General features: G+C 67.3%; 25 protein-coding genes and 1 riboswitch. Of the genes, 10 read left to right on the plus strand and 15 right to left on the minus strand.

Annotation, left to right across the window (positions count from 1 at the left end; translation table 11 throughout):
• Nucleotides 1–650 precede the first annotated feature (650 nt).
• Both tviB and ACNR9O_RS22110 read left to right on the plus strand, forming a co-directional pair.
• Nucleotides 651–1,928: a Vi polysaccharide biosynthesis UDP-N-acetylglucosamine C-6 dehydrogenase TviB gene (tviB, locus tag ACNR9O_RS22105; protein WP_473684685.1), complete on the plus strand. Its 1,278-nt coding sequence runs from the start codon at nucleotides 651–653 to the stop codon at nucleotides 1,926–1,928.
• Nucleotides 1,928–2,938 carry an NAD-dependent epimerase gene (locus ACNR9O_RS22110; protein ID WP_473684683.1) on the plus strand — a complete coding sequence of 337 codons (1,011 nt, stop codon included), beginning with the start codon at nucleotides 1,928–1,930 and terminating at the stop codon, nucleotides 2,936–2,938. The genes tviB and ACNR9O_RS22110 overlap by 1 nt, the downstream gene beginning before the upstream one ends.
• Nucleotides 2,939–2,983: 45 nt before the next feature.
• Here ACNR9O_RS22110 and ACNR9O_RS22115 read toward each other — a convergent pair whose 3' ends face one another.
• From ACNR9O_RS22115 to ACNR9O_RS22125, 3 genes are all read right to left on the minus strand, one after another.
• Entirely contained in the window at nucleotides 2,984–3,562 is a 579-nt protein-coding gene (locus ACNR9O_RS22115) for a hypothetical protein (RefSeq protein ID WP_473684681.1), read from the minus strand.
• Nucleotides 3,563–3,707: 145 nt separating this feature from the next.
• Nucleotides 3,708–4,532, minus strand: coding sequence for an NADPH-dependent 7-cyano-7-deazaguanine reductase QueF (queF, locus tag ACNR9O_RS22120; RefSeq protein ID WP_473684679.1), 825 nt, complete (start codon nucleotides 4,530–4,532; stop codon nucleotides 3,708–3,710).
• A gap of 42 nt (nucleotides 4,533–4,574) precedes the next feature.
• Entirely contained in the window at nucleotides 4,575–5,567 is a 993-nt protein-coding gene (locus ACNR9O_RS22125) for an aldo/keto reductase (RefSeq protein ID WP_473684677.1), read from the minus strand.
• A gap of 118 nt (nucleotides 5,568–5,685) precedes the next feature.
• Between ACNR9O_RS22125 and ACNR9O_RS22130 the strand changes: the two genes are divergently transcribed.
• Nucleotides 5,686–6,588: a LysR family transcriptional regulator gene (locus ACNR9O_RS22130; RefSeq protein WP_473684675.1), complete on the plus strand. Its 903-nt coding sequence runs from the start codon at nucleotides 5,686–5,688 to the stop codon at nucleotides 6,586–6,588.
• Between the two features lie 33 nt (nucleotides 6,589–6,621).
• Here ACNR9O_RS22130 and ACNR9O_RS22135 read toward each other — a convergent pair whose 3' ends face one another.
• On the minus strand, nucleotides 6,622–7,011 hold the full coding sequence (locus ACNR9O_RS22135; RefSeq protein ID WP_473684673.1) for an acyl-CoA thioesterase: 390 nt from the start codon (nucleotides 7,009–7,011) through the stop codon (nucleotides 6,622–6,624).
• Nucleotides 7,012–7,068: 57 nt separating this feature from the next.
• On the opposite strand from ACNR9O_RS22135, the gene ACNR9O_RS22140 reads away from it, so the two are divergent.
• The 3 genes from ACNR9O_RS22140 to ACNR9O_RS22150 all read left to right on the plus strand — a co-directional run bounded on the left by ACNR9O_RS22140 (nucleotide 7,069) and on the right by ACNR9O_RS22150 (nucleotide 10,328).
• Entirely contained in the window at nucleotides 7,069–7,425 is a 357-nt protein-coding gene (locus ACNR9O_RS22140; RefSeq protein WP_473684671.1) for an SMR family transporter, read from the plus strand.
• Nucleotides 7,415–7,747 carry a multidrug/spermidine efflux SMR transporter subunit MdtI gene (gene mdtI, locus ACNR9O_RS22145; protein ID WP_473684668.1) on the plus strand — a complete coding sequence of 111 codons (333 nt, stop codon included), beginning with the start codon at nucleotides 7,415–7,417 and terminating at the stop codon, nucleotides 7,745–7,747. Before ACNR9O_RS22140 ends, mdtI begins: the two co-directional genes overlap by 11 nt.
• 262 nt (nucleotides 7,748–8,009) lie before the next feature.
• On the plus strand, nucleotides 8,010–10,328 hold the full coding sequence (locus ACNR9O_RS22150; RefSeq protein ID WP_473684666.1) for a S9 family peptidase: 2,319 nt from the start codon (nucleotides 8,010–8,012) through the stop codon (nucleotides 10,326–10,328).
• A gap of 196 nt (nucleotides 10,329–10,524) precedes the next feature.
• Here the strand turns inward: ACNR9O_RS22150 and ACNR9O_RS22155 are convergent, their stop codons facing one another.
• The 3 genes from ACNR9O_RS22155 to ACNR9O_RS22165 are packed head-to-tail and all read right to left on the minus strand — an operon-like array spanning nucleotide 10,525 to nucleotide 13,904.
• Nucleotides 10,525–11,412 carry a hypothetical protein gene (locus ACNR9O_RS22155; RefSeq protein ID WP_473684664.1) on the minus strand — a complete coding sequence of 296 codons (888 nt, stop codon included), beginning with the start codon at nucleotides 11,410–11,412 and terminating at the stop codon, nucleotides 10,525–10,527.
• A 34-nt stretch (nucleotides 11,413–11,446) separates the two neighbouring features.
• Entirely contained in the window at nucleotides 11,447–13,516 is a 2,070-nt protein-coding gene (locus tag ACNR9O_RS22160) for a M56 family metallopeptidase (protein WP_473684662.1), read from the minus strand.
• Nucleotide 13,517: 1 nt separating this feature from the next.
• Nucleotides 13,518–13,904, minus strand: a complete 387-nt coding sequence (locus ACNR9O_RS22165) for a BlaI/MecI/CopY family transcriptional regulator (protein WP_473684660.1) — start codon at nucleotides 13,902–13,904, stop codon at nucleotides 13,518–13,520.
• Nucleotides 13,905–14,300: 396 nt separating this feature from the next.
• Between ACNR9O_RS22165 and ACNR9O_RS22170 the strand changes: the two genes are divergently transcribed.
• From ACNR9O_RS22170 to ACNR9O_RS22180, 3 genes are all read left to right on the plus strand, one after another.
• Nucleotides 14,301–14,498, plus strand: a complete 198-nt coding sequence (locus ACNR9O_RS22170) for a hypothetical protein (RefSeq protein ID WP_473684658.1) — start codon at nucleotides 14,301–14,303, stop codon at nucleotides 14,496–14,498.
• Nucleotides 14,499–14,502: 4 nt separating this feature from the next.
• On the plus strand, nucleotides 14,503–15,384 hold the full coding sequence (locus ACNR9O_RS22175; RefSeq protein WP_473684657.1) for an SPFH domain-containing protein: 882 nt from the start codon (nucleotides 14,503–14,505) through the stop codon (nucleotides 15,382–15,384).
• Nucleotides 15,385–15,549: 165 nt separating this feature from the next.
• Nucleotides 15,550–16,212, plus strand: coding sequence for a DUF2076 domain-containing protein (locus tag ACNR9O_RS22180; RefSeq protein WP_473684655.1), 663 nt, complete (start codon nucleotides 15,550–15,552; stop codon nucleotides 16,210–16,212).
• A gap of 174 nt (nucleotides 16,213–16,386) precedes the next feature.
• On the opposite strand, the gene ACNR9O_RS22185 is transcribed toward ACNR9O_RS22180, so the two are convergent.
• The 4 genes from ACNR9O_RS22185 to ACNR9O_RS22200 all read right to left on the minus strand — a co-directional run bounded on the left by ACNR9O_RS22185 (nucleotide 16,387) and on the right by ACNR9O_RS22200 (nucleotide 21,099).
• A complete protein-coding gene (locus tag ACNR9O_RS22185) occupies nucleotides 16,387–17,391 on the minus strand; it encodes a ribonucleotide-diphosphate reductase subunit beta (protein WP_473684653.1) in 1,005 nt (334 codons plus the stop codon).
• A gap of 29 nt (nucleotides 17,392–17,420) precedes the next feature.
• Nucleotides 17,421–17,648, minus strand: coding sequence for a hypothetical protein (locus tag ACNR9O_RS22190; protein WP_473684651.1), 228 nt, complete (start codon nucleotides 17,646–17,648; stop codon nucleotides 17,421–17,423).
• Nucleotides 17,649–17,664: 16 nt separating this feature from the next.
• Nucleotides 17,665–20,166 carry a ribonucleoside-diphosphate reductase subunit alpha gene (locus ACNR9O_RS22195; RefSeq protein WP_473684649.1) on the minus strand — a complete coding sequence of 834 codons (2,502 nt, stop codon included), beginning with the start codon at nucleotides 20,164–20,166 and terminating at the stop codon, nucleotides 17,665–17,667.
• 155 nt (nucleotides 20,167–20,321) lie between these two features.
• A riboswitch (cobalamin riboswitch) is annotated at nucleotides 20,322–20,543 on the minus strand.
• Between the two features lie 175 nt (nucleotides 20,544–20,718).
• A complete protein-coding gene (locus ACNR9O_RS22200; RefSeq protein WP_473684647.1) occupies nucleotides 20,719–21,099 on the minus strand; it encodes a hypothetical protein in 381 nt (126 codons plus the stop codon).
• Between the two features lie 65 nt (nucleotides 21,100–21,164).
• Between ACNR9O_RS22200 and ACNR9O_RS22205 the strand changes: the two genes are divergently transcribed.
• The gene (locus ACNR9O_RS22205) at nucleotides 21,165–22,010 is read left to right on the plus strand and encodes an alpha/beta hydrolase family protein (RefSeq protein ID WP_473684645.1); all 846 of its coding nucleotides are present in this window, start codon (nucleotides 21,165–21,167) and stop codon (nucleotides 22,008–22,010) included.
• A gap of 5 nt (nucleotides 22,011–22,015) precedes the next feature.
• Here the strand turns inward: ACNR9O_RS22205 and ACNR9O_RS22210 are convergent, their stop codons facing one another.
• The 4 genes from ACNR9O_RS22210 to ACNR9O_RS22225 all read right to left on the minus strand — a co-directional run bounded on the left by ACNR9O_RS22210 (nucleotide 22,016) and on the right by ACNR9O_RS22225 (nucleotide 25,577).
• The gene (locus tag ACNR9O_RS22210) at nucleotides 22,016–22,618 is read right to left on the minus strand and encodes a glycoside hydrolase family 25 protein (protein WP_473684643.1); all 603 of its coding nucleotides are present in this window, start codon (nucleotides 22,616–22,618) and stop codon (nucleotides 22,016–22,018) included.
• Between the two features lie 67 nt (nucleotides 22,619–22,685).
• Nucleotides 22,686–23,804 (minus strand): cell division protein ZapE, encoded by a 1,119-nt coding sequence (gene zapE, locus ACNR9O_RS22215; RefSeq protein WP_473684641.1) that lies wholly within the window; start codon nucleotides 23,802–23,804, stop codon nucleotides 22,686–22,688.
• Between the two features lie 59 nt (nucleotides 23,805–23,863).
• On the minus strand, nucleotides 23,864–24,874 hold the full coding sequence (locus ACNR9O_RS22220) for a lysozyme inhibitor LprI family protein (protein ID WP_473684639.1): 1,011 nt from the start codon (nucleotides 24,872–24,874) through the stop codon (nucleotides 23,864–23,866).
• Nucleotides 24,875–24,878: 4 nt separating this feature from the next.
• Nucleotides 24,879–25,577 carry an alpha/beta hydrolase gene (locus ACNR9O_RS22225; protein ID WP_473684637.1) on the minus strand — a complete coding sequence of 233 codons (699 nt, stop codon included), beginning with the start codon at nucleotides 25,575–25,577 and terminating at the stop codon, nucleotides 24,879–24,881.
• Nucleotides 25,578–25,618: the final 41 nt, after the last annotated feature.

Below are 25,618 nucleotides of genomic sequence, written 5' to 3' on the forward strand. Positions count from 1 at the left end.
AATGGCCGTGTCGCCAGGTGCCATATCCTGCGGACGCGCCGTGCCTTTCCATGGCATATCGCTGGAAGCAATCCGGGGCGAACCCGCTGGCTGCTTCGCAGGTTTCGTAGACGCAGGGGGATAATCGGGCACGTCGGCGCTTGCGCCGCTGCGGATTCGCATGGGCTGTTTCCTGTCGATCGGCGGCCGGGGATGCGTTTGCCGCCGGCGCCGCTCCCACCGGTTGGCGTCGCGGTAATTAGCAGCGAAGGTGGCGGTAACTATCTAAAGATTGGCCCGTGCAGGCAGTGCACACGCGTCGATTCGCAGGAACGACAGGCGAGTAGCGAGGGCGCCGTCATGCGTCGCGCGCGGCGGCCGGTTCACCGACAGGAGCCTCGCGACGCGCCGGGCGGCGTGCGCGCACAGGCTTGTGCCCTCGTTACTCGCCTCTCGTGCCTCGTGGCGTCGGCTCGGATCGAGCCGTGCACCACGCTATGCCGCGCATGCAGGCATGTCGATGTCACTTAGGTGAGAGCCGCCCTAGACCGAACGTCGCACGGCGACCGGACGATGCGCAGGCGATACAGCTCGCCGATCCCAAGCGACGCGCACCCTGCTAGCCTTGGCCGACACGCGCCAGCGTGGGTACACCACAGGGCCTCGCAAGCATGCACAACCTCGAAGACACCCGGATCGCCGTGATCGGCCTGGGCTATGTAGGCCTTCCCCTGGCCGTGGAATTCGGCAAGAAGTACGACACGGTGGGTTTCGACATCCGCGGTGCGCGGGTGGAGGAGTTGCGTGCGGGGAAGGACGCGACGCTGGAAGTGGAGGCGTCGGAGCTGGCCTCGGCGACGCGGCTGCGTTATAGCGCTGCGCTGGAGGATCTGCGCGACCGCAACGTGTACATCGTGACGGTGCCCACGCCGATCGACGCGGCCAAGCGGCCGGACCTGACGCCGCTGGTGCGGGCGAGCGAGATGCTGGCCAAGGTGCTCAAGCGCGGCGACGTGGTGGTGTACGAATCGACGGTGTATCCGGGCTGCACGGAAGAAGTGTGCGTGCCGCTGCTGGAGGCGGGCTCGGGCCTGACGTTCAATCAGGATTTCTTCGCCGGTTACAGCCCGGAGCGGATCAACCCGGGCGACAAGCAGCACCGGGTGACGAGCATCCTGAAGGTGACCTCCGGCTCGACGCCGGAGGCGGCCAGCTACGTGGATGCGCTGTACTCGAGCATCATCGCGGCCGGCACGCACAGGGCCAGCAGCATCAAGGTGGCCGAGGCGGCGAAGGTGATCGAGAACACGCAGCGGGATCTGAACATCGCGCTGGTGAACGACCTGGCGATGCTGTTCAACAAGCTGGGCATCGACACGCTGGAAGTGCTGGAGGCGGCGGGAACGAAGTGGAACTTCCTGCCGTTCCGCCCGGGCCTGGTGGGCGGCCACTGCATCAGCGTGGACCCGTACTACCTGACCCACAAGGCGCAGGAAGTGGGCCACCACCCGGACGTGATCCTGGCGGGCCGTCGCACCAACGACGGCATGGGCCCGTACGTGGCCGGCGAGGTGGTGCGGCTGATGGTGCGCAAGGGCATCAACCCGGTGCGGGCGAAGGTGCTGGTGCTGGGCCTGGCGTTCAAGGAGAACTGCCCGGACCTGCGCAACACGCGGGTGATCGACATCGTGCAGGCGCTGCGCGGCTACAACGCGCAGGTGGACGTGCACGACCCGTGGGTGGACGCGGCCGAGGCGGCGCACGAGTACGGGCTCGAACCGATCGGCGCGCCGGCGCAGGGCGCGTACGACGCGGTGATCGTGGCGGTGGGCCACCGCGAGTTCACCGCGCTGGGCGGGGCGGGCATCCGCGCGCTGGGCAAGCCCGCCTCGGTGGTCTACGACGTGAAGTACGTGCTGCCGCGCGAGGCGGTGGACGGGAGGCTGTGATGAAAGTGCTGGTGACCGGCACGGCCGGCTTCATCGGATCGCACGTGGCGCTGAAGCTGCTGGCGCGCGGCGACGAGGTGATCGGGCTGGACAACCTCAACGACTACTACGACGTGTCGCTGAAGCAGGCGCGGCTGGCGCGGGTGCAGGCGCACGCGGGCTACACCCACGTGCACGCCGACCTGGCCGACCGCGACGCGATCGAGCGGTTGTTCGCGCAGCACCGGCCCGAGCGCGTGGTGCACCTGGCCGCGCAGGCGGGCGTGCGCTACGCGGCGACCAACCCGCACGTGTACGTGAGCAGCAACGTCACCGGCTTCCTGCACGTGCTGGAGGGCTGCCGCCATCACGGCGTGCAGCACCTGGTGTTCGCCTCGACCAGCTCGGTGTACGGCGCCAACACGGACCTGCCGTTCTCCGAGCACCGCTCGGCCGAGCATCCGCTGACGCTGTACGCGGCGACCAAGAAAGCCAACGAGCAGATGGCGCACAGCTACGCGCATCTGTACGGGCTGCCGTGCACGGGGCTGCGCTTCTTCACGGTGTACGGCCCATGGGGTCGGCCGGACATGGCGCTGTTCCTGTTCACCAAGGCGATCCTCGCCGGCGAGCCGATCCCGGTGTTCAACGAGGGGCGGCACAAGCGCAGCTTCACCTACATCGACGACATCGTCGAAGGAGTGGTGCGCACGCTGGACCAGGTGCCGGGCAAGGATGCGTCGTGGGACGGCCGTCATCCGGACCCGGCCACCAGCGGGGTGGCGCCGTACCGGCTGTACAACATCGGCAACGAGCGTCCGGTGGAACTGCTGCGCTACATCGAGGTGCTGGAGCAATGCCTGGGCCGCAAGGCGACGCTGCAACTGCTGCCGCTGCAGGCCGGCGACGTGCCGGCGACGGAGGCGGATGTGTCCAGCCTCGCCGCCGCGGTGGGTTACCGGCCGACGGTGTCGGTGGAAGAGGGCGTGGCCGCTTTCGTGGATTGGTATCGCGAGTACTTCAAGGTGTGACCCCGCGTTGCCCCCTCTCCCCTGCGGGGAGGGGTTGGGGTGAGCCTAGCTTTTGGTGATGTCGAAATTCTGCGTCGCCACCGTCTTCCCATCCAGCGCGATCACCACCTGGTACTTGCCCGTCGGCCACAGGTTCGGATTGCGGATCTCGAACGTGGTCACCGCCGGCCCCGTGGTGGCGATCGACTGGCTGGTGCTGACGATCTGCCGCGACTGGCCTTCCAGATAGCTCCAGGTCGCGCTCAGGGTGGCGTTGTCCGTGATGCCCTGCGTTTCGACGGCGGCATAGATGACTTTGCCGGTCGGCGCGAAGCGCGCCTTGGCCTGGGTGACGCGGTGATCCGGCGCGACCTCGTCGCCGACGGTGACGCCGGCGACGTGGAAATGCGTGTCGGCGGGTGCGGTGGCGGTGGTGGCTGGCGCCGCCGGAAGCGTGGCCGGCGAGTGTGGTGTCGCGGCCGGCGCCGGCGCCGGTGCAGGTGTGCTGGTGGCGGGTGCGGGCGCCGGTTTCGCGCTGGCCGCGCCTGCGGGTGCGTTCGCGGGCGGCGCTTCGTGTTTGCCGCAGGCGCCGAGCGCGAACGCCAGGACGAGGCACGCGATGGCGTGGCGGAGGAGGCGATGCATGGGCGGTCTCCTTCGTGTCGTGAATGGTGCGGCGTGCGCCGAGCGCTGCGCTCCAGGCGCCAAGGCTAGGAACGCCGCCATGAAGCGGCGATTAGCGGCGGCACGCATTTTTTACCTACGCTTCGCGGCGCCTGATCGCTTTGTCTTACTGGCGCGCGCCGCGCGGATTGCCGGGCGTCGCTTGCGCATCGCTGCTGCGGAACGGATTGATGTCCAGGCCGCCGCGGCGCGTGTACCGAGCGTAGACGCTCAATTGCTGCGGGGCGCAGTACCGCGTCACATCCATGAAAATGCGCTCCACGCATTGCTCGTGGAATTCGTTGTGATTGCGGAACGACACCAGATAGCGCAGCAGCCCGGCGCGGTCGATGCGCGGGCCGCGATAGCGGATCTGCACGCTGCCCCAGTCGGGCTGGCCGGTGACCGGGCAGTTGGAGCGCAGCAGATCCGAGACCAGCGCTTCCTCGACCAGGTCGCTCGTATCCGCGGCGAGGTAGGCCGCCTTGGGCGGGCCGTAGTCGTCGATGTCCAGGTCGAGCGCGTCGATTGATGCGCCCTTCAGATCGGTCATCGCATGGCCGCGCGCGCTGGCGTCGCTGAGCAGCAGGCCGACCTCGGCGCCGGCGGCGGCGGAGAGGTCCTTGCGCAGGATCGCGGCGAGCGCGTCGGCGCTGTCCATGCGCTCCTGCGCGAAACCGTTGAGGTAGAGCTTGAAGGATTTCGATTCGATGATGTTCGGCGAGGATGCCGGCACGCGGAATTCCGCCAGCGCCACGCGCGGTTTGCCGCGCGCATCCAGCCATGACAGCTCGTAGGCGTTCCAGATGTCCACGCCGTGGAACGGCAGCGGCATGCTCACGCCGATCTCGTCGCGCTTGGCCTGGCGCGGGATGGGGAACAGCAGGGAGGGATCGTAGCGGTCGACGTAGACCGTGGTCTTGCCGAGGGGCGAGTGTTCGGGAGTGCTCATGGCAGGCATTTTACCCGCCATGAGCGGCCTTGCCGCGCGTGCTCAGGCGTTCAGCAGCTTGAGCATCGCCTCGGCATAGCGCGGGCCCGCCACGGCGTCCGGCGGGAAGATCGCGTCGATCGCCTGCCGTTCGGCCTTGCCGAAGCTCACGTCCAGGGCGCCGAGATTCTCGTCCAGGCGGTCGCGGCGCTTGGTGCCGGGGATGGCGATGATGTCTTCGCCCTGCGCCAGCACCCAGGCCAGGGCCAACTGTGCGGGCGTGCGGCCCTGTGCCTTGGCCAGTTCCTTCACCTTGTCGACCAGTTGCAGGTTGCGCGTGAAGTTTTCGCCCTGGAAGCGCGGGCTGTGGCGGCGATAGTCGTCGGCCTCGAAGTCGTCGGGACTCTTGAACGCGCCGGTGAGGAAGCCGCGGCCCAGCGGCGAGTACGCCACGAAAGCCACGCCGAGGCGACGGCAGGCATCGAGTACGCCGTTTTCCTGCGGGTCGCGCGTCCACAGCGAGAATTCGCTCTGGATCGCCGTGATCGGATGCACGGCATGCGCGCGCTCCAGCGTTTCGGCGGAAACCTCGCTCAGGCCCAGGTAGCGCACCTTGCCGGCGCGCACCAGGTCGGCCATCGCGCCGACGGTTTCCTCGACCGGAACCTTCGGATCGAGGCGGTGCTGGTAGTACAGGTCGATCTGCTCGATGCCCAGGCGCTTGAGGCTGCCTTCGACCGACGCACGCACATATTCCGGGCGGCCGTTGACGCCGCGCACCTGCGCGTCGGCCGGATCGCGCACGATGCCGAACTTGGTGGCGACGAAGGCCTGTTCGCGGCGGCCGCGGATCGCCCGGCCGACCAGTTCCTCATTGATGTACGGGCCGTACATGTCGGCCGTGTCGAGCAAGGTGATGCCGCGGTCCAGCGCGTGGTGAATGGTGGCGATCGATTCGGCGTCGTCGCGCACGCCATAGAAATCGCTCATGCCCATGCAGCCGAGGCCGAGGGCGGAAACCTTGGGGCCGTTGCGGCCAAGCAGTCGTGTCTGCATTGCTTGTCTCTCAGATAGGGGCGGGAAAGTGGCGCCTATCCTGCGCTTGCGCGGTTGGCGGATAAATGCTCAATAATCGCCATATCTGTTTCAAAATCTCCAACAATGGGAAAAGGCCATGGACCAGTTGCAGGCCATGCGGGCGTTCGTACGCATCGTCGAATTGGGCAGTTTCACGCGCGCGGCCGACGACATGAACCTGCCGCGCGCCACGCTCACCCACACCATCAAGCGGCTGGAGGCCCGACTGGGCGCGCCGCTGCTGCAGCGGACCACGCGCAGCGTGCGCCCGACCCGCGACGGCGAGACTTATTACGGCCATTGCCTGCGCCTGCTGGCCGACGTGGACGAGGTGGAGTCCACCTTTCGCCAGGCCGCGCAGCAGCCGCGCGGGAAATTGCGCGTGGACGTGCCGGGCAGCGTGGCGCGGCATGTGATCGTGCCGGCGCTGCCGGCTTTCCTCGCGCGCTATCCCGGCATCGAGCTGGACCTGGGCACCAGCGACCGCTTCGTCGACCTCGTGCAGGAGGGCGTGGACTGCGTACTGCGTTCGGGCGAACTGGGCGATTCCACCTTGGTCGCACGTCGCGTGGTCTCGCTGCCGCAGGTCACCGTGGCCAGCGCGGCCTACGTAAAGAAGCACGGCATGCCGGCCACGCTGGCGGATCTGCAGCAAGGCCACGCGGCAGTGAACTGGGCGCCGGCGAGTACGCGCCGTACCTCGCCGCTGGAATTCATCGTCGGCGGCAAGCTGCGCGAAGTATCGATGCCGGCGCGCATCACGGTGAACGGCTCGGACGCCTATCTGGCTTGCTGCGAAGCCGGCCTGGGCATCGCGCAGTTCCCGCGCTACCGCATCGAAGAAGCGCTGGCCAAGGGGCGGATCAAGGAGCTGCTGCCGCAATTCCCTTCGCCGCCGCTGCCGGTGAGCGTGCTGTACCGCCGCCAGGGTGTGCTGCCGCCGCGGCTGCGCGTGTTCATCGACTGGCTGGCGGAACTGATGGCGCCGCTCGGCGCCTAGGTTGGGGCGAGGCGCAGGCGTGCCCCTTGCGTGTTACGCCAGTGGCGGCACGTGAGTGGGCGAGCCGTTGGAATCCAGCGCCACCATCACGAAGCGACCGGTGGTGCACACGCGGCGGTCGCCGGTAAGCGGGTCTTCGGCGGTCATTTCCACTTCCACGTGCATCGAGCTGCTGCCCACTTTCACGATACGGGCGAGCAGTTCCACCAGCTGGCCCTTGCGCACCGGTACGCGGAAATTGACTTCCTCCGAACGCGCCGTGACGACGGTGCGGCGCGCGTGGCGCGAGGCGACGATGAAGGCCGCCTTGTCCATCCAGGCCAGCGCCTGGCCGCCGAACAGCGTGCCCAGATGATTGGTGTGGTCGGGAAAGACCATCTCCAGCAAGGTAGCTTCGGGCAGGGCTGCGGCGTTGCTCGTCATGGGCGGGATCCGGCGTGAGGATTAGGATGGCGCAGGGGTGGCCACAAGGAGGAACGGATGCGTTACTGGCTCTTCATGGCGGCGGCTATTCTGACGGAAGTCGCCGGTACCTTGGCGATGAAATACGGCGCGGCGCACGACGTTCGTGCCGCGGGCCTGGCCGTGATGTACGTGATGCTGGTGCTCTCCTACACCGCGCTGGCCATGGCGGTGCGCAAGATCCCCCTGGCGGTGGCCTACGGGGCCTGGGAAAGCCTGGGCCTGGTGCTGATCACCTTGTGCAGCGCGTGGCTGTTCGGCGAATCGCTGAGCCCGACCAAGCTGGTCGCCATCGCGGTGATCATCGTCGGCATCGTGCTGCTGGAGCAGGGCACCGAGGAAGCTCCGGCGAAGGAGGCGCGCGATGCTGCCTGACTTCGCTCCGATCCATCTGCTCTATCTGGCGCTCGCCATCGCGCTGGAGATCGCCGCCAACGTGCTGATGAAGCAATCGCACGGCTTCGCGCGCAAAGCGCCAGCGGTGGCGGCCATTGCCTGCGCGCTGGCCGCCTTCACCGCGCTGAGCTATGCGGTGGAGGGGATCGAGCTGTCCGTCGCCTACGGCGTGTGGGGTGGCGTGGGCCTGGTGGCCACCGCGGTGCTGGGCATCGCCATGTTCGGCGAGCGCCTGCGCGGCAAAGGATGGCTGGGCCTGGCCCTGATCATGGGCGGCGTGATCTTGTTGAAGTTCGCTTGATGCGGGGAGCCGCGTGCGCCTTTCGCGTCGCGAAGCTGGCAGGCGTCTTACCTGGCCAGCGCCGGCACCAATGCGTTCGCGGTGCTGATCCTCCACTGGCGCTTTCCCCTTTCCGAGCACCCGGGCACAAGGGCGGCGGGACTTCTGGCAGGGGTCGGAGCATGACCTCCGGACTACGATCCCGATCTTTGGATGGCCGGACCTCATAGCCGGCGGGCCACGGTGGGCCTCGCACAGCGCCATTTCTCGGGGAGTCGACGCAATGAGTTGGAAGGTGAATGGGCCGCGCCTGCTGGGCGCGCTGGCATGGAGCGTGCTGTCGGCCGGCGTCGCCGCGCAGACCAGGATGCTGACGGCGAACGATTACGCCAGCGCCGAGCGTTTCATGAGCTACCGCACGGCGCCGCTGGTGGACCATGCGGTGCAGAGCGTCACCTGGCTCGACGACGGCCACTTCTGGTACCGCGACCACGATGCCCAGGGCGATCATTACCTGCGCATGGATGCCGCTACCGGCAAGGCGGAACCCGCCTTCGACCAGGCGAAGCTGGCCGCGGCGCTGGGCAAGGCCGCCGGCAAGCCGGTCGATGCGGCCAAGCCCGGCATCACAGACTTCAGCGTGGCCGCCGATGGCCGCCTCGACGTCAGCCTGCGCGACAAGCACTACCTGTGCGACCTGAAAGGCGAGGGCGTGTGCGCGGCCGACAAGAGCAGCAAGGAGCCCGGCGTGCTGTCGCCGGACAAGCACAGCGAAGCCTTCATCCGGAACTGGAACCTGTGGTTGCGCGACGTCGCCACCGGCAAGGAGACCCAGCTGACCACCGATGGCGTGGAGGATTTCGGCTACGCCACCGACAACGCCGGCTGGAAGCACACCGATAACGCCATCCTGGTGTGGTCGCCCGATTCGAAGCAGATCGCCACCTTCCAGCAGGACCAGCGCAAGACCGGCGACATGTACCTGGTCACCACCAACGTGGGCCATCCGAAGCTGGAGAAGTGGAAATACCCGCTGGTCGGCGACGAGCACGTCACCATGATCGAGCGCGTGATCATCGACGTGCCGGGCAAGAAAGTGCTGCGCCTGAAGATGGCGCCGGACCAGCACCGCTCCACCCTGTGCGACGACATCAGCTGCGGCCGCGACGGCGGCTGGGACGACGTGCAGTGGGCGCCGGACGGCAAGACGCTGGCGTTCGTGTCCACCTCGCGCGATCACAAGCAGTCGTGGTTCCGCATCGCCGATGCGAAATCCGGCGAGGTGCGCACCGTCTTCGACGAGAAGGTCGCCACCTACTACGAGAGCGGCAACGACAAGGTCAACTGGAGCTACCTGCCGGAGACGCACGAGGCGATCTGGTTCAGTGAGCGCAACAACTGGGGCAACCTGTACCTGTACGACCTCGACACCGGCAAGCTCAAGCGTGCCGTCACCACCGGCGAAGGCAATGTCACCCAGGTGCTGCGCGTGGATCCGAAGTCTCGCACGCTGTGGTTCCGCGGCGTGGGCCGCACGCAGGGCGTGGACCCTTACTATCAGCAGTTCTGGAAAGTGAGCCTGGACGGTGGCGCCCCGACGCTGCTGACGCCGGAAGCCGCCGATCACACCATTTCGCTATCGCCCGACGGCAAGCTGTTCGTGGATGCGTACTCCACCAACACCACGCCGCCGGTGACGGTACTGCGCAGCAGCGACGACGGCCGCACCGTGGCGCAGGTCGCCAAGGCCGACATCAGCCGCCTGCTCGCCACCGGCTGGAAGGCGCCGGAGCCGTTCACCGTGAAGGGGCGCGACGGCAAGACCGACCTGTACGGCCTGATGTACAAGCCGACGCATTTCGATCCGAAGAAGAAGTACCCGATCGTCGACTATGTGTATCCCGGTCCGCAGACCGGCTCGGTGGGTTCGCGCAGCTTCGGCGTCGGCCGCCTCGATCATCAGGCGCTGGCCGAGCTGGGTTTCATCGTGGTGGCGATCGACGGCATGGGCACGCCGTGGCGTTCCAAGGCGTTCCATGACGCGTACTTCGGCAACATCATCGACAACACCCTGCCGGACCAGGTGGCGGGTCTGAAGGAGCTGGGCAAGCGCTATCCGTGGATCGACATGGATCGCATCGGCATGTGGGGCCACTCCGGCGGCGGCAATGCCACGGTGGGCGCGATGTTCATGTATCCGGACTTCTTCAAGGTCGGCATCGCCGAAAGCGGCAACCACGACAACCGCAACTACGAGGACGACTGGGCGGAGAAATGGCAGGGCCTGCTGGTGAAGGACAAGGACGGCAATAGCAACTACGACAAGCAGGCCAACCAGGCCTATGCCGACAAGCTCAAGGGCCATCTGCTGCTGGCGCACGGCACCATGGACGACAACGTGCCGCCGTACCAGACGCTGCTGGTGGTGGATGCGCTGATCAAGGCGAACAAGGATTTCGATCTGCTGCTGATCCCCAACGCGCACCATGGCTACGGCTCGGCGAGCCTGTACATGACGCGCAAGCGCTGGGACTACTTCGTGCGCAACCTGATGGGCGCGACGCCGCCGAAGGAATATGAGTTGAAGGCGCCGAAGGATTGACGAAAAACGGGCCCGCGAGGGCCCGTTTTTTTCTCTCCTCTCCGCGACGAGGAGAGGGGTGAGGGTGCGGGAGGAGCGTAGAAGCTCGCGCAGGGCGGGGTCGCAGCGAACCCCAACGCAGCGATTGCGCGAGAGGCCTGTTGGGGTTCGCCGATGGCTCACCCCAACCTACGCCGTTTTCCGCTTCGTTGAATGGTCAACTCGCCTCTGCCGGCTTCGCCACGCCCTTGGCCAGCGCGTCCTTGAGCAGCGCATCGAGTTGCGCCCGCGCCTTCTCGCCGGCGAGCTTCTGCCGCTGAGCCAAGGCCTGCTGCTTCGCGCCCAGCTCGGCCTGCTGCTTGCCGAGCGCTTCCTGATCGCGCCCGATCGCATGCTGCTCGCGTTCCAGCGCCTGCTGCTGTTCTTTCAGCCCGGCGCGTGCCGACGCGATGGTCTGCCGCTGTCCGGACAGATCGCCTGCGGCTTTGCCCTGCGCTTCCAGCGAGGCGAGCTGCGCCTCCTGGCTGGCCAGCATGGCCTCCTTGCTGGCGAGACTGCCCTGGCGTGCGCCCAGCGTGCCTTGCCGCTGACCAAGACTGCCCTGCTGCGCGCCGAGGTTGCTCTGCTGGCCGCCGAGCTTGCCTTGCTCCTTGCCTAGCGCTTCCACCTCGGCATAGGCGGCCTTGGCGCGGTCGAGGTAAGCCGGGTCGCGGATCACCCAGGATTGGCCGCCGCGGCGAAACCACAGCAGCGCACCCTTGCCGTCCTGCAGCCGGCGCACCGCTTCGATGTCGCGATCGGAGCCCTCGAGCATCGCCGAGTCGTCATCGATCAACGCGAAGCCTTCGGCAGCGCCGTCGTGGGTGTGGATGGAAACGTGTCGCGCGCCGAAGCCACCGAAGTCAGCAGGCGGCGGCGGAGGTGGCGTGGGCGGAACGGGCGGAACTGGCGGCGGCGGTGGTGCCGGCGGCATCGCCGGTGGTGGCGGGGGTGTGGCCTGTGCGGCCAGCAGTGCCATGGGAGCGGCGAACAGCAAGGCCGAGAAGATGACCGTTCGCCAGTCGGCCCGGCGCGGCAATCGAAAGGACAGCGGGAGCGGCTTCATCGATGAGGTCTCGTGCGCGGGATAAAGTGATCGATCAATGGTTCTGGCTGGGTTGCGCCTGACCGGTGGCGACGGCTTCGTCGATCAGCCGGTCGAGCTGCCGGTCGACCTGGCGGGCGACGTCGCGCTCATGCCTGGAGATATCGGCTTGCTGGCGTGACAGGTCCGCCTGGTGGCGATGGAGGTCGGCCTGCTCGCGGTCGATGTCGGCGCGCTGGCGATCGAGATCGGCCAGCTGTTCGTCGATGCCCTTGAGGCGGCCATCGAACGAGGCAAGCACGCCGACGGTCTCGGCGTTGTCGCCCTGGTGCCCGGCACGCAGCTTCGCGCGTTCGCCGCTGATCGCCACGCGTTCGCTGTCCAGCTGCACGCGGCGCATGGCCAGCGCGGATGTGCGCGCCGCCAGGCCGCTCTGCCGTCCGGCAAGCTCGCCTTGCCGTCCCGCCATCTGGCCTTGCTCGCGGGCCATTTCGGTCATCGGCGCATAGGTTTCCTTGGCTCGCTGCAGCAGGGCACGATCGCGCACCACATAGGCGTCGTTGCCGCGGCGGATCCAGAGCAGCGGTTCGTCGTCGCGCTGAAGCGCGCGGGCCGAGGCCAGATCGCTCTCCGTGCCCTGCAGAGTGATGTAGTCCGGTTCGATGATGGCGAAGCCGCGCGGCGCGCCGGCTTCGATATCGACGTCCACATGGGTGGCGTGGCCGATGCGCACCGGCGAAGCCGGCGCCACGGGAGCCGGCGGGGGCGAAGGCGGAGCGGGTGGTGCGGCAATCGAGCCCATGGGTGTCATCGGCGCCATGGGCGCGGGCGGTGCGGCAGGGATCGATGCGAGGGCGACCATCGCGCGCACGGCAGGTTTTGCAGCCGTGGCCGGGCGCGCTGGCGTCGCGACGGGCGCCACCGGTGCGGGAGACGCCGCGGCGACGGCACGCATCGGCGGGACATCAGGGGCTGGTGCGGGCAACGCGGGTGCGGCTTCGGCCATCGGCAGCACGCTCGGCGTTGCGGCAGGAGATATCGTCCGCGGCTCGTCCCCCGTGGCAGCACCGTCGGCATGCACGGTCAGGTCCATGCCACGCGCGGTGACGCGATAAGGCAGGGCGCCGGCGAGCGCGACCAGCGCGACCAGCAGCCATGCGCCAAGGCGCGGCGGCACCCGATCGGTCTGCTGCAGCAGGGTGAGACGCCGCTTGAGATTCTGGTACGTGGGCGACGCGCCGGCGAGGCCGGAGGACACCGGAAACGCCACGCCCAGGCGCAACAGCAGGCGGCCGTACTCCTGCGGCGCGGCGCGCGAGCGGTCGAGCACCTGCGCGTCGCAGGCGGCCTCACGGTGGAAGGCGTATTCGCGCATGGCCCAGCGCACGAGCGGATGGAAGAAGAACGCACGCTGCGCGAGCGCGGGAATCCAGCCCAGCCAAAGATCGCCGCGGCGCAGATGCGCCAGTTCGTGCGCCAGCGCCATGGCGCATTCGGCGGGCGCGAGCGTGTGTTCCTTGGGCAGCAACACGATCGGGCGCCACAGGCCGGTGACCTGCGGCGACACGATGACCTCGGAGCGAAGCAGCTGCGGGCAGCGGCGCAGGCCGAGCGCGCGCGCCTGCTCGGCGCACTGCGCTTGCAGCGTCGCGTCGCGCACCGGTTCGGCGGTACGGATCACCGCGCGGGTCTCGCGCCATTCGCGCAGCGCGGCGAGGATCTGCCATGCCATCGCGATCAGCCACAGGCCGGCCAGCGCTTCGCGCCAGGGCCACGGCGCGGAAGGGTAAGCGTCGGCGGTCTTCGCCGCCGCGGTCACCGGCGTGGGCGCCGCTATCCACGGATTGTCGGAGACGGATGTCTGAATCGCGTTGGCCTGTTCCGGCGGCAAGGGCGCGGATGCGGCTTGCGGCGCCAGCAGCGGCAGCTCCAGCGGGCGGCCCAGCGCGAGCCCGAGCACCAGCTGCAATCCGACCAGCCACCACAGCAGGCAACGCATGGCCGGCGACCAGCGCGGCAGCCAGCGGCACAGCAGCCACACCGCGCCGATCAGCAAGGCGGCCTGGATGGACGTCCAGGCGAGACGATCGAGCAGGACGTCGGCGAAACGCAGATAGGCCGCCATGTCATTTCTCCTTGCGCCGCGACTGCAGCTGGTTCACCAGCGCCTCGAGTTCGGCCAGCTCGTGATCGCTGACCTCGGCCTTCTCGGACATCCACGCCACGAACGGCGACACCGAACCGGCCAGCGTCTTCTCCACGAACTGATCCACCGCTTGTCGCATTGCTTCGCCGGGACCGGTAGCGGTGCTGTAGCGATATACGCCACCTGCCTGGCGGCGGCGCAGGTAACCCTTGCCGCGCAGGCGTTCCATCATGGTCAGCACAGTGGAGCGCGCCAGGCCGCGCGCTTCGCCGAAGCCGAGCGCCACTTCGCCGACCGAAGCGGGTTCGTGCTCGGCCAGGTAATGCAGCAAGGCGAGTTCCTGGTCGCCGATAGATGGCTTGGACATAGCGGTCATTCCTGTGACTACAGATGTAGGCACGCTACCCTTGACTACAGACGTAGTCAATAGGTCGGAAAGGACGTCCCGGCTGTCATCTGTAACGATGTAGCGTTTTCGCGCCGGCGCGAAAAAGCGGGAGTAGAATGCGCCGCCACCACCCCTCCCCCGCGCACTGGAGTGCGCATATGAAGACGTTCGACATTCGTCGCCTGGCTTCCTCTCCCTCTCGCGTTCCTTCGCGGAACGGCATCGTCCTTCGGACCTGAGACCGCCCACCATCCCCTAGGCCGCCGCCGAAACCATCGGCGCATCGCCTGTCGCTCGTGACGCGTCCGCGCGCGGCGAGCGGCGATGCGCGGATCGCTTCGCATCCGCCATGACTTTCTGCAAGGAGTCGCCGCCATGAAAGCGCTGTTCGCGCGAGCGCTGGCCAGTCCCTGGCTGCTCGCGTTGTGCCTGCTTCTGTACGTCGGTTTCGTCGGCCCGCAGCTGATCTCCGCCACGAGCACGTTCGCCGTGATCGTGGGGCTGTTGCTGCTGGGCCTGCTCGCGGCATGGAGCTATCGCGTGCTCCGCCGTTTTCTTCGCGACAAGGAATGATCGTATGAATCGCTCGATGAAACGTCTTTCGATAATGGCCGTCGCGCTGTGCGCGCTATTGCTGAGCGCCTGCGACAAGGTGCCCGCCGGACACGTAGGTGTGAAGTTCCAGCTCTATGGCGACGGCAAGGGCTCACTGCAGGAGTTGCCGCCGGGACGCTACTGGGTCGGCTGGGGCTACGAGATGTACACGTTCCCGACCTTCACTCAGACCTATACCTTCACTCGTTCGGCCAACGAAGGCCGGCCGGTGGATGAGTCGCTGAGCTTCCAGACCGCGCAGGGCCTGATCGTCAACGCCGATGTCGGCCTCACGTATCACATCGATCCGGCCAAGGTGACGCTGATCTTTCAGAAGTACCGCAAGGGCATCGATGAGATCACCGATATCTACCTGCGCAACATGGTGCGCGACGCGCTGGTGAAGGAGGCCGCGAGCCTGGATATCGAATCGGTGTACGGCAAGGGCAAGGCACGCCTGATCGACGCGGTGCAGAACGATGTGGCCGCCGAGGTCGCCTCGGTGGGCATCGTGGTCGAGAAAATCTACTGGGTCGGCGAGCTGCGCCTGCCGGATAACGTGGTGCAGTCGATCAACGCCAAGATCCAGGCCACGCAGATGGCTGAGCAGCGTCAGAACGAAGTGGCGCAGGCGCAGGCCGAGGCGCAGAAGGTGGAAGCGGAGGCAGAGGGCAAGGCCAAGGCCGCGCTCACCATCGCCGAGGCCGAAGCCAAGGCGATCTCGCTCAAGGGCGACGCGCTACGGCAGAACCCGAACGTGGTGCAGATGTCGGCCATCGAGAAATGGGACGGCCATCTGCCTACGTACAACGGTGGCGGCGCCTTGCCGTTCGTGAACCTGCAGGCGCACGAGGCGTCGAAGTGAACGAAGCGGCGGAGCCTGCGGGCTCCGCCGTCCGCAAGTTCTTGTCCACCTGAACGTGCGCAGCCCAACCGATGGCATGGTGGCCTTGATGTCATCCGCCGCACGCATACTTCCACCCCTACGCCAGCGGATACGCCGCTATTCCACTCACGAGGTAGCACCCCCATGACTCCCCAGGAACAGCAACTCCTCGACGATTTCCTGCAGCGCCTGGCCGCCGTGCGCGGCGTGTCCAAGGACACGCAGGCCGACGCGCTGATCCAGCAGCGCCTGGCCGGCCATCCCGACGCGCTCTATCTGCTGGTGCAGCGCAGCCTGTTGCAGCAGCAGGCGCTGGACAATGCGAAGGCGCAGATCGCGCAGCTGCAGGCGCAACTGGGCGGGCAGGGCGGCGGCAGCTTCCTTGGCGGCCAGGCCGGCGCCTGGGGACAGCCGCAGCCGTCGACACCACCGCCGATGCCGCAGCAGCAAGCCGCGCCGGGCTGGCGCGAACGCCTGTTCGGCGGCGCCGCGCCCGCGCCACAGCCCGCCGCGGCCCCGAGCTTCCTTGCCAGCGCGGCGACCACTGCCGCGGGCGTGGCCGGCGGTATGTTTCTGTTCAACGGCATCGAAAGCCTGATCGGCGGGCACCACGGCGGCGGCTTCTTCGGCGGCGGCGGGCAGGAGACCGTGGTGGAGAACATCACGCAGAACAACTTCTACGACGACGACAACGGCGCGCTGCAGAACGACCATGCGTTCTCGGACAGCAACAACGATTTCAACGGCGACCTGAGCGATATCGGCGACGTCGGGTTCGACGACGACAACGACAACAGCTGGGTGTGAGGCCCGTAGGTAAAACCCTTCTCCCCTCCGGGGAGAAGGTGTCCCGCAGGGGCGAATGAGGGGCGGGTGTTCGCCGTGGAGGCTCTACAGAGCGAAGCGTGCTTCTGACGCTCTTCCGCTTCGCCCCCTTATCCCAGCCCTCTCTCTCTCCGAAGGGGGAGAGGGGGCATGGGTTCAGAACGCCATGTCGAACGCCACTTCGCCCTCGACGCCCACCTGATACGCCGACACGCGGCGTTCGAAGAAATTGGTTACTTCCTGCACGTCCTGCAGATCCATGAAGTCGAATGGATTCTTCGCGCCATACTTCTTCGGCAGGTCGAGCTGGGTCAGGCGCTGGTCCGCGCAGTACTCCAGGTACTGGCGCATGTCCTTGACCGACAGGCCCGCCACGCCGCCGGACAGCACGTCCTCGGCGAACTGGGTTTCGCAGGCGATCGCCTCTTCCAGCATGTCCTCGACTTGCGCGCGCATGGCCTCGTCGAACAGGTCCGGCTCTTCCGCGCGCACCGTGCGCACGACTTCGAAGGCGAAGCCCATGTGGCCGGACTCGTCGCGGAACACCCAGTTGGTGCCGGCGGCCAGGCCGTGCAGCAGGCCGCGCGAACGCAGGAAATACACGTAGGCGAAGGCGGCGAAGAAAAACAGACCCTCGATGCAGGCGGCGAAGCAGATGAGATTGAGGAGGAACTGGCGCCGCTGTTCGCGCGTCTCCAGGCGCTGCAGGTTCTGGATCGAGTCGATCCACTTGAAGCAGAACTCGCCCTTCTGGCGGATCGAGGGAATGTTCTCGATCGCGTCGAAGGCCTTGTGACGCTCGGCCGGGTCGGGGATGTAGGTGTCCAGCAGGGTGAGATAGAACTGCACGTGCAGTGCTTCCTCGAACAGCTGCCGCGAGAGGTACATGCGTGCCTCGGGCGCATTGATGTGCTGATACAGGTTCAGCACCAGGTTGTTCGCCACGATGGTGTCGCCGGTGGCGAAGAACGCCACCAGGCGATGGATCAGGTGCCGGTCGGCATCGCTCATCTTGGACTTCAGGTCCGTCACATCCAGCGAGAAGTCCACTTCCTCCACCGTCCAGGTGTTCTTGATGGCATTGCGGTACATCTCGTAGAACTCGGGGTAGCGCATTGGGCGCAGGGTGAGTTCGAAACCGGGATCGAGGATGTGGGGCATAGGAGTTCCTTGGTGCGCGCCGCCGGCGCTCAATCGAGCTTGCGCGCGTAGCGCTCGCGCACGAAGCGGCTGATGTAGGTGGATAGGCCCAGGCCCGCCGCGGCGAGCTGCTGCATGTTGCGCACGTGCAGGCGACCTGGCCTGGCGTCGGTGTATTCGTAGGTGCCGTCGTGAATGAAGCGCACCCGGATGAAGCCCTCGCCGCTTTCGTAGGCGGCGACTCCGGATTTCCCGCTGCGGTTCCGGTAGGGCTTCATGGGTGCGCGTGGCGTGTTACTGGCAGGCCTCGCAGTACTCCGGATTCTCCAGCGAGCAGAACACCGCCGCGGTCGCCTGCTCCTGCTCCGCCTGCGGCGCCGCCTTGGCGACAGGCGCGGCGGAGACCGTGGTCTTGGCAATCTTGGTGGCCGGGCGCGAGCGCAGGTAGTAGGTGGTCTTGATGCCGGACTTCCATGCGTACATGTACATGGAGCTGAGCTGGCCGATGTTCGGGTTCTCCATGAACAGGTTCAGCGACTGGCTCTGGTCGATATAGGCGCCGCGCGCGGCGCCCAGGTCGATCAGCGCCTTCTGCGGCAGTTCCCACACGGTGCGATAGACCTGCCGCAGGCGTTCCGGAATGGCCGTGATGCCCTGGATCGAACCCTCGGCCAGCTTGATGGCGTCGCGGACCTCGGGCGTCCACAGGCCCAGCGTCTTCAGCTCCTCGACCAGGTAGCGGTTCACCACCAGGAAGTCGCCGGACAGCGTCTCGCGCTTGAACAGATTGCTGACCTGCGGCTCGATGCACTCGTAGCAGCCGGAGATCGAGGCGATGGTCGCCGTCGGCGCGATGGCGATCAGCAGCGAGTTGCGCAGGCCATGCTCCTTCAGGCTTGTGCGCAGGCTTTCCCAGCGCGCCGGGTCGTGCGGCTTCGCCTGCGGCCAGTAGTCGAACTGCAGCTCGCCGTTGGCGGCGCGGCTTTCGCCGAAGCCCGGGTGCGCGCCGTACTGGCGGGCCAGCTCGTTGGACATCGACAGCGCGTGGAAATAAATCTCCTCGGCGATGCGCGTGGACAACGCCAGCGCCTCGGCCGAGTCGAAGGGCAGGCGCAGCTTGAAGAACACGTCCTGCAGGCCCATCACGCCCAGGCCCACCGGACGCCATTTCATGTTGGCGGTGCGCGCGGTGTCGATCGGGTAGAAGTTCAGGTCGATCACGCGATCCAGCTGGCGCACCGCGGTGCGCACGGTGGCGGCGAGCTTGTCGAAGTCGAACACGCCATCCACCACGTGACGCGCCAGGTTCACCGAGCCGAGATTGCACACTGCCGTCTCGCCGGCGTTGGTCACCTCGAGGATCTCGGTGCACAGGTTGGACAGGTGGATGACGTTCTCCGCCTTGGCCGTCTGGTTGCTGGTGGCGTTGCTGCGGTCCTTGAAGGTCATCCAGCCGTTGCCGGTCTGGGCCAGGGTGCGCAGCATGCGCGCGTAAAGTTCGCGCGCCTTGACCTTCTTCGTGGCCAAGCCCGCGGCTTCCGCCTCGCGGTAGGCGCGCTCGAACGTCTCGCCCCAGCTGTCGACGAAGTGCGGCACGATCTTCGGGTCGAACAGCGACCATTCGCCGTCGCGCTCCACGCGACGCATGAACTCGTCGGGGATCCAATTGGCCAGATTGAGGTTGTGCGTGCGGCGCGCTTCGTCGCCGGTGTTGTCGCGCAGTTCGAGGAACTCCTCGATGTCCGCGTGCCAGGGCTCCAGGTACACACAGGCCGCGCCCTTGCGCTTGCCGCCCTGGTTGACCGCGGCGACCGAGGCGTCCAGCGTCTTCAGCCACGGCACCAGGCCGTTGGAGTGGCCGTTGGTGCCCTTGATCAGCGAGCCGCGCGAACGCACGCGCGAGTAGGCCAGGCCGATGCCGCCGGCGAACTTGCTGAGCTTGGCCACGTCGCCGTACTTCTCGTAGATCGATTCCAGCGAATCGGTGGGCGAGTCGAGCAGGAAGCAGGAGCTGAGCTGCTCGTGCGCGGTGCCGGCGTTGAACAGGGTGGGCGAGCTGGCCATGTATTCCAGCGAGGAGAGCAGGCGGTACAGCTCCAGCGTCTCGCCGATGTCGTTGCCGCCCAGGGCGCAGGCGATGCGCATGAAGAAGTACTGCGGCGTCTCGACCACCTTGCGCAGCTGCGGGTGGCGCAGCAGGTAGCGGTCGTACACGGTGCGCAGGCCGAAGTATTCGAAGCGACGCGTCGCCAGCGGATCGATCGCGTCGTTGAGCTTGCGCGCATGGGCAGCGACGAAGTCGCGCAGGCGGTCATTGAGGATGCCGAGCTCCGCGCCGCGCGCGATGGATTGCGAGAAGCTCTGGATTTCCTGGCCGCTCACTTCCTTGTCGATATAGGCGCCGAGCAGGCGCGCGGCGAGCTGGCCGTACTCGGGCTCTTCCGCCGTGAGTGCGGCGGCGGTGCGGATCGACAGCTCGTCCAGCTCGCGCGTGGTGGCGCCGTCGTACAGGCCGCCGATGGTCTTCAGGGCCACGCGCAGCGGGTCGACCGCGTGCAGGCCTTCGCCGCTGCGGGTGACCGCGCGGACGATCTTGTTGACGTCCACCACTTCCTGGCCGCCGTTGCGCTTGGTCACGCGCATCTGGCCGGGGTTGTGCGGCGGGGTCAGGGCGAATGGGGTTTCCGCGACGGGTTCCATGCGCGCAGGTTCGGCGCTGGCCGCGGCGACAGGGAAAGCGGATGCGTCCGCGCGGTCGTCAGTGCGCTCGCGCGAGTCGGTATCGATAGGTTGCATGGCGGCATCGCTCCAGGCCAAGGGCTTCAACGACCTGCTCCCGCGCGCAGGGCTGAGGCGAAGGCGTTTTCAGCGCGGACGGCCGGGCGACGGAGCGGATGCCCCGTGCCACGGCGCGCCTCCCCGCGGAAGCCGCCATCACTCACCGCGGCAGAGAAGGCCGCGGCGTGTCGGCAGGTCTTCGGACTCGCGGACATGGATAGTTCGTCGCCGAACGATCCGACCTACTCGCCCCCGCTTCCCAGCCTGACGGCCAGTGCGATAGGAGCTTTCGTTTCCGCTTACCGCTGCGGGGCAGTCCCGGATTTGCACCGGATTCCCTCAAGCCGCTCGTCAGATAAAGATCTGGGAGAGGCACCGACGGGGCACAACATATCGGGGGTGTCCGGCTCGGTCAACCCAACCACTTGTGCATAGATCGGTGGATAAGTGCCCTGGTGCGAGGCGTGGCGGGGCTTGCCGGGCGTCGAAAAAATCCCAGTGAGCCTTCGGGGCTCGGGCAAGGCTACGGCGTGGGATCAGGCCCTAGGGATTTCCCCGTCCGGGGAGCCTTCACTGGGTGATCGTGAAGTCCACCTCGATGGGGTAAGGCACCGGGTCGGCCGGCGGCGCGGGCAGCTTCCAGGCGGCGAACTGGCTGAGCAGGCAGGTGGCCACGTCGGTGGGGGCGCGCACTTCGACGCGACCCAGGCTGCCGTCCGCGTGCACGTCGGCGACCAGGGTGAAGGGGGCCTTGTTCGGCTTGGGCAGGGAGGCGATGCAGCCTTTGAGGGCATCGGTAGTGCGGTCGCCGATCGCGTCCCACATTTTCTTCTGGTACTCGGAACCGCCCTTGGCGGCCTCCGTCAACTTCGCCTGCTGCACCCGCGTTGAGAAATCATCCGCCGGCATGCCGGGTGCGGACAGCAGGGCAACGAAGAGCAGGCTGGTCATGGCGCGGTTCCTTGCGGGAAAGGCCGCCACGTTACCGCAGTGCGAGCTGCCATAGGGGAGGGGATATGTCGAAGCCGCTGAAGATCGCCGCCGTGCTGCTGGCCTTGCCCACTGCTCATGCGTGGGGTGCGCAGCGCACCGAAGCGCCGCGCGCCGACGGCGCGAGCACGCCTTTGATGGTGTACGAGCCGGCCGCGACGCAGGCTTGTCCGCCCTTGCTGCTGGTCTCGCACGGCGCCGGCGGCAGCGAGCAGGGTTTGCGTTATGTAGGTGAAGCGTTGAGTGCCGACGGCTGGCGAGTGGTGGTGATGGGCCATCGCGAGAGCGGCCTGCCGGTGCTCAAGCAGGACATGCGCGAGGACGGCTTCAAGGGCGGTCTTGCCGCGCTGGTGACCGATGCATCGGCATATCGCACGCGCTTCCAGGATGTCGATGCGGCGCTGGCCTGGTCGGAGCAGCGATGCCGCGCGCCGTTCAAGGCGCTTCTGGGCCACTCCATGGGCGCGATCACGGTGATGCTGGAGGCTGGTGCACGCAACAAGCTGGGGCTGGCGCCGAAGGGTGGTTTCGATGCCTATGTGGCACTTTCGCCGGAAGGCCCGGGGCCGGTGTTTCCCACCGGCGCGTGGGCGCCGATCCGTGCGCCGATGCTGCTGGTCACCGGTACGCGCGACCAGGGACTGGGCGGGGACTATCGCTGGCGCATGCAAGCATTCGACGGACTCGGGCCTGGTTGCCGCTGGCTGGCGGTGGTGGATGGCGCCAATCACATGAATTTCGGCGGCGGCCAGTTCGCCGCGACCGTGCAACGCGATACCACGAAGCTGGCGACGGCATTTCTGGATGCGTTGCGAGCGGGGCGCTGCGGCCAGGCGCCGTCGTTGCCCGGCGTCACGCTACGCACGAAGTGAAGTGCTTACGTAAACGGCCAGCGTTGCCGCAGTGTGGCATCGCTGCCACGGAAGCGGTTGCGGTCGACCTTGCTCACGCCCTGGATGCCCTGCTCGCGATCGGTGAATTGCCACAACGTGTAGTCCTTCCAGCCAGGCGGCAGCACGGCGGTGGGGCCGTACTGGGCAAGCCACAGCGGGCATTGCGTGAGTAGCGCGTCGGCATGGCCGCCTAGCTGCTGCTTCAGCCAGTATCCACCGTAGAGGACCGGGTTACGGCCGGTGCGTCCCTGAAAGAGCCCGACGAAATCGCGAGCCTGGCTCAGTGTCATGCTGGCGCCGTGCGGGTAGGGTTCGAAATCCAGGCAGACCAGGTCGCCGTCGCCAGGCTGGGCCTGGGCCAGGTAGTTGTCGATCTGAGCGGCCACGTCGTCGCCGGTGCCGAAATGATACGAACCCCACAGCAGGCCCTGTGCAGTGGCCTGCTGGCGGAATCTCGCGTAGGCGGGATCGGTTCCCGTCGCGCCCTGACTGGCTTTGGCAATCACCGCGACGATGCCGGCGTCGGCCACCTTGCCGAAATCCACGGGTTCGTCCCAGTGCGAGACATCGATGATGCTGTCGGTCATGAGCGGTCCCGCGTGCGGAAGCGAACGCGGGGATGGTACGCCCGGGAAGGCGAGGCCGGGTGGATGGTCAGTCGGCCCGATGCTCGGACGCCAGGTACTCCTCGCTCTGCATTTCGATCAGGCGCGACTCCGTGCGCCCGAATTCCGCGCGCAGGCGCTCGCCGTCGTACAGCTCGGTAATGGGTGCGGCAGCGGAGAGGATCAGCTTGACGTGGCGGTCGTAGAACTCGTCGACCAGCAGCACGAAACGCCGCGCGGCATCCTCGCTGTAGACGGTGAACTGGGGCACGTTGGACACGATCACGGCCGGACCGGCCTTTGCGATCTCGATGTAGTCGGCCACCGCGCGCGGGCCTTCGCACAGCGCGTCGAAATCGAACCAAAGGATATTGTCGGCGCGTTTGCGCACCGGAATCGGCCGGTCATTGACGACGATATCGCCGCCCTCGACCGGCTCGCCTTGCGCCTGGGTCGCGAAGATCCGCGCCAGCGAGCGCTCGGCTTCGACGCTGGGCGGTGTGAAGTACACCGGAGCCTGGGTCAGCGCGCGCAGGCGCCAGTCGCGCGAGGAGATCATCTCCACCACGCGGCAGTATCGTTCGATCAGCGCGATGGCCGGCAGGAAGCGCGCGCGCTGCAAGCCGTCCTTGTAGAGATTCGTCGGCTGCGTGTTGGAGGTGGTAACCAGGCCCACGCCACGTGCGAACAGCGCTTCCAGCAGCGTGGCGAGGATCATCGCATCGCCGATGTCGTTGACCAGGAATTCGTCCAGGCACAGGACGCGGCAGCGCGCGGCGATGCCGTCGGCCACCTCCAGCAGCGGATCCTGGCGGTTGCCCAGTTCGCGCAGGCGCTCATGCACTTCGCCCATGAAGCGGTGATAGTGCCGGCGCAGCGCGACGCCATGCGGCAGGCTGGCTACGAACAGATCCATCAGGAAGGTCTTGCCGCGCCCCACGCTGCCCCACAGGTACAAACCCTGCACGGCTTCGCGCGACTCGCCGCCGAGCAGTGACTTCAGCCGTCCGAACAGGCCGCCGTTACCGGTCTCCGGCGCCGCGCACAGCGCCGCATGCATGCGATCGAACTCGGGCAGCACGGCCAGTTGGGCAGGGTCGCTTTCCCAGCGGTGCGCGGCGATGCCTTCGTGGTAGCGCGCGCTCGGGGTGAGGAAGGTGTCGCTCATGAAAATCTTCGGGGACGTTGCGGACCGCGCGCGGGCAGGCCGGCGCGGGCGTAGGGTGTTCAGGGCATTTTGTCGATCGGCAGCGCTGCATCGTGCTGGTCGTGCCAGGCCTGGATGGTCCTGGGCAGCTTCTGTTTCCACGCGGGGACATTGGTGTAATAGCGCATGCGCGACCGATTGCGCTCGTCGAACACCAGCAGGCCGATCCACAACTGGGTGCCCTTGGCCATCATGACGGCGGCGTTGGTATTGGCCAATCCGCGCACGAAGCAGTCGGTGACCTTGGCGCCGAGACCGTCCTTGTCGTCGATCCCGCCGCACAGGTTGGCGGTGGCCAGCAGCGTGTCGTAGTCCTGCTTGCCCAGCAGGCGGCGCGCGGCCTCGTTCTGCGCGGCGTCCAGCAGCTTCATGCTGGCCAGGTCGGGCTGGGGACGCGCCGCCGCTACGCGGGCCGGAAGGTAGTTGCCGCCGAAGTAGACGCCCATGCCCGCGCCGCAATCGGTCTGGTGCTGATCGAGCGTGAGGCGCTGTCCGTGGAGAGTGAAGTCGAGGCGGCAGGCGGGCGCATCCTCGCCGCCCTTGAAGCTGGCGCGGCCGTTCGCCACCGTGAAGTCGCCTTCCAGCGCGCCGGTGTTGGCGCCGTTGTTCGCCGAGAGAGAGAAATGATAGGCGGGGCCGTTGCCGGTGATGTCGATGACGCCGCCAACCGACGCGGCGCGGCTATCGAGTTCCCACTGCCCTTGCCATGCGTCGCCGGCAGCGGTCGTGCCGCGACCGGCGATGTCGCTCAGGCGCCGCTCGTAGCTTTGCCGCAGACAGGCCTGGTCGGCACCGCAGGCATCGCGCTCCTTCAGCCAGGCGCGCTGCGCGGAACGCAGCGCGGCGGGGTCGGCGGTGGCGGTCACGGCTCGCGCGTAGGCCTTGCCAAGATCGCTGTCGAGCCGGGATAGCTGCTCGTCGGCGCATACCGCTTTCTCCGCGGCGCTGCCGGCCTTGGCGCAGGCGAAGCTGGCGGCATGCGCGCACAGCGGCAGGAGCAGCATCGCAGTGGCTGCGAGTCGCATCTTCATGGGTTCAACTCCGCAGTGGCGGCAGCCAGTCTTGCACGGCGTGCTTGATGGCGCCGCGCAGATCCATCAGGCGGCGATGAAAGAAGTGCCCGGTGTCGGGCATGCGCACCAGCTCGGGCTTGTTCGTCTCGGGCAGGCTGTCGATCCAGTCGAACACGGCTTGCGGATCGACCACTTCGTCGGCCTCGCCCATGACCACCAGCCAGGGGCACTGCGGCAGCGCGATGGCATCGAACTCGTAATGGCGGCGTGCGACCGGCGGCGCGATGCTGATCAACGCGTCGGCATGCAGCGACACGGCATTGCGCAGGCTGACATAGCTGCCGAAGGAGAAGCCCGCCAGCCACAGCGCGTCGCCGGGACGCACCTTGCGGACCCAGCGCACCACGGCGGCGAGGTCGTCGCTTTCGCCGTTGCCGTAGTCGTGCTGCCCTTCGGATGCGCCGGTGCCGCGGAAATTGAAGCGCACGGTGTCCAGTCCGCGTTCGCGCAGGCTGCGCTCCACCATGGTCACCACCTTGTTATGCATGGTGCCCCCTTCCACGGGGTTCGGATGGCAGATCACGGCCACGCCGCGGCGAGCCTCGGCGGGGTCGGCGACGTCGGTGATCGTTTCCAGCTTGCCGGCCGGGCCGGCGAGCGCGAAGCTGGCCGCTTCTCCGGGGAACTGATCCGGATCATTGGGAAAGGCGATGGGAGTCATGCGCAGGATGATAACCGCCGGCCGGGCGCGCCGCCTGTCCG

Source organism: Dyella sp. CR10, from assembly GCF_055814425.1.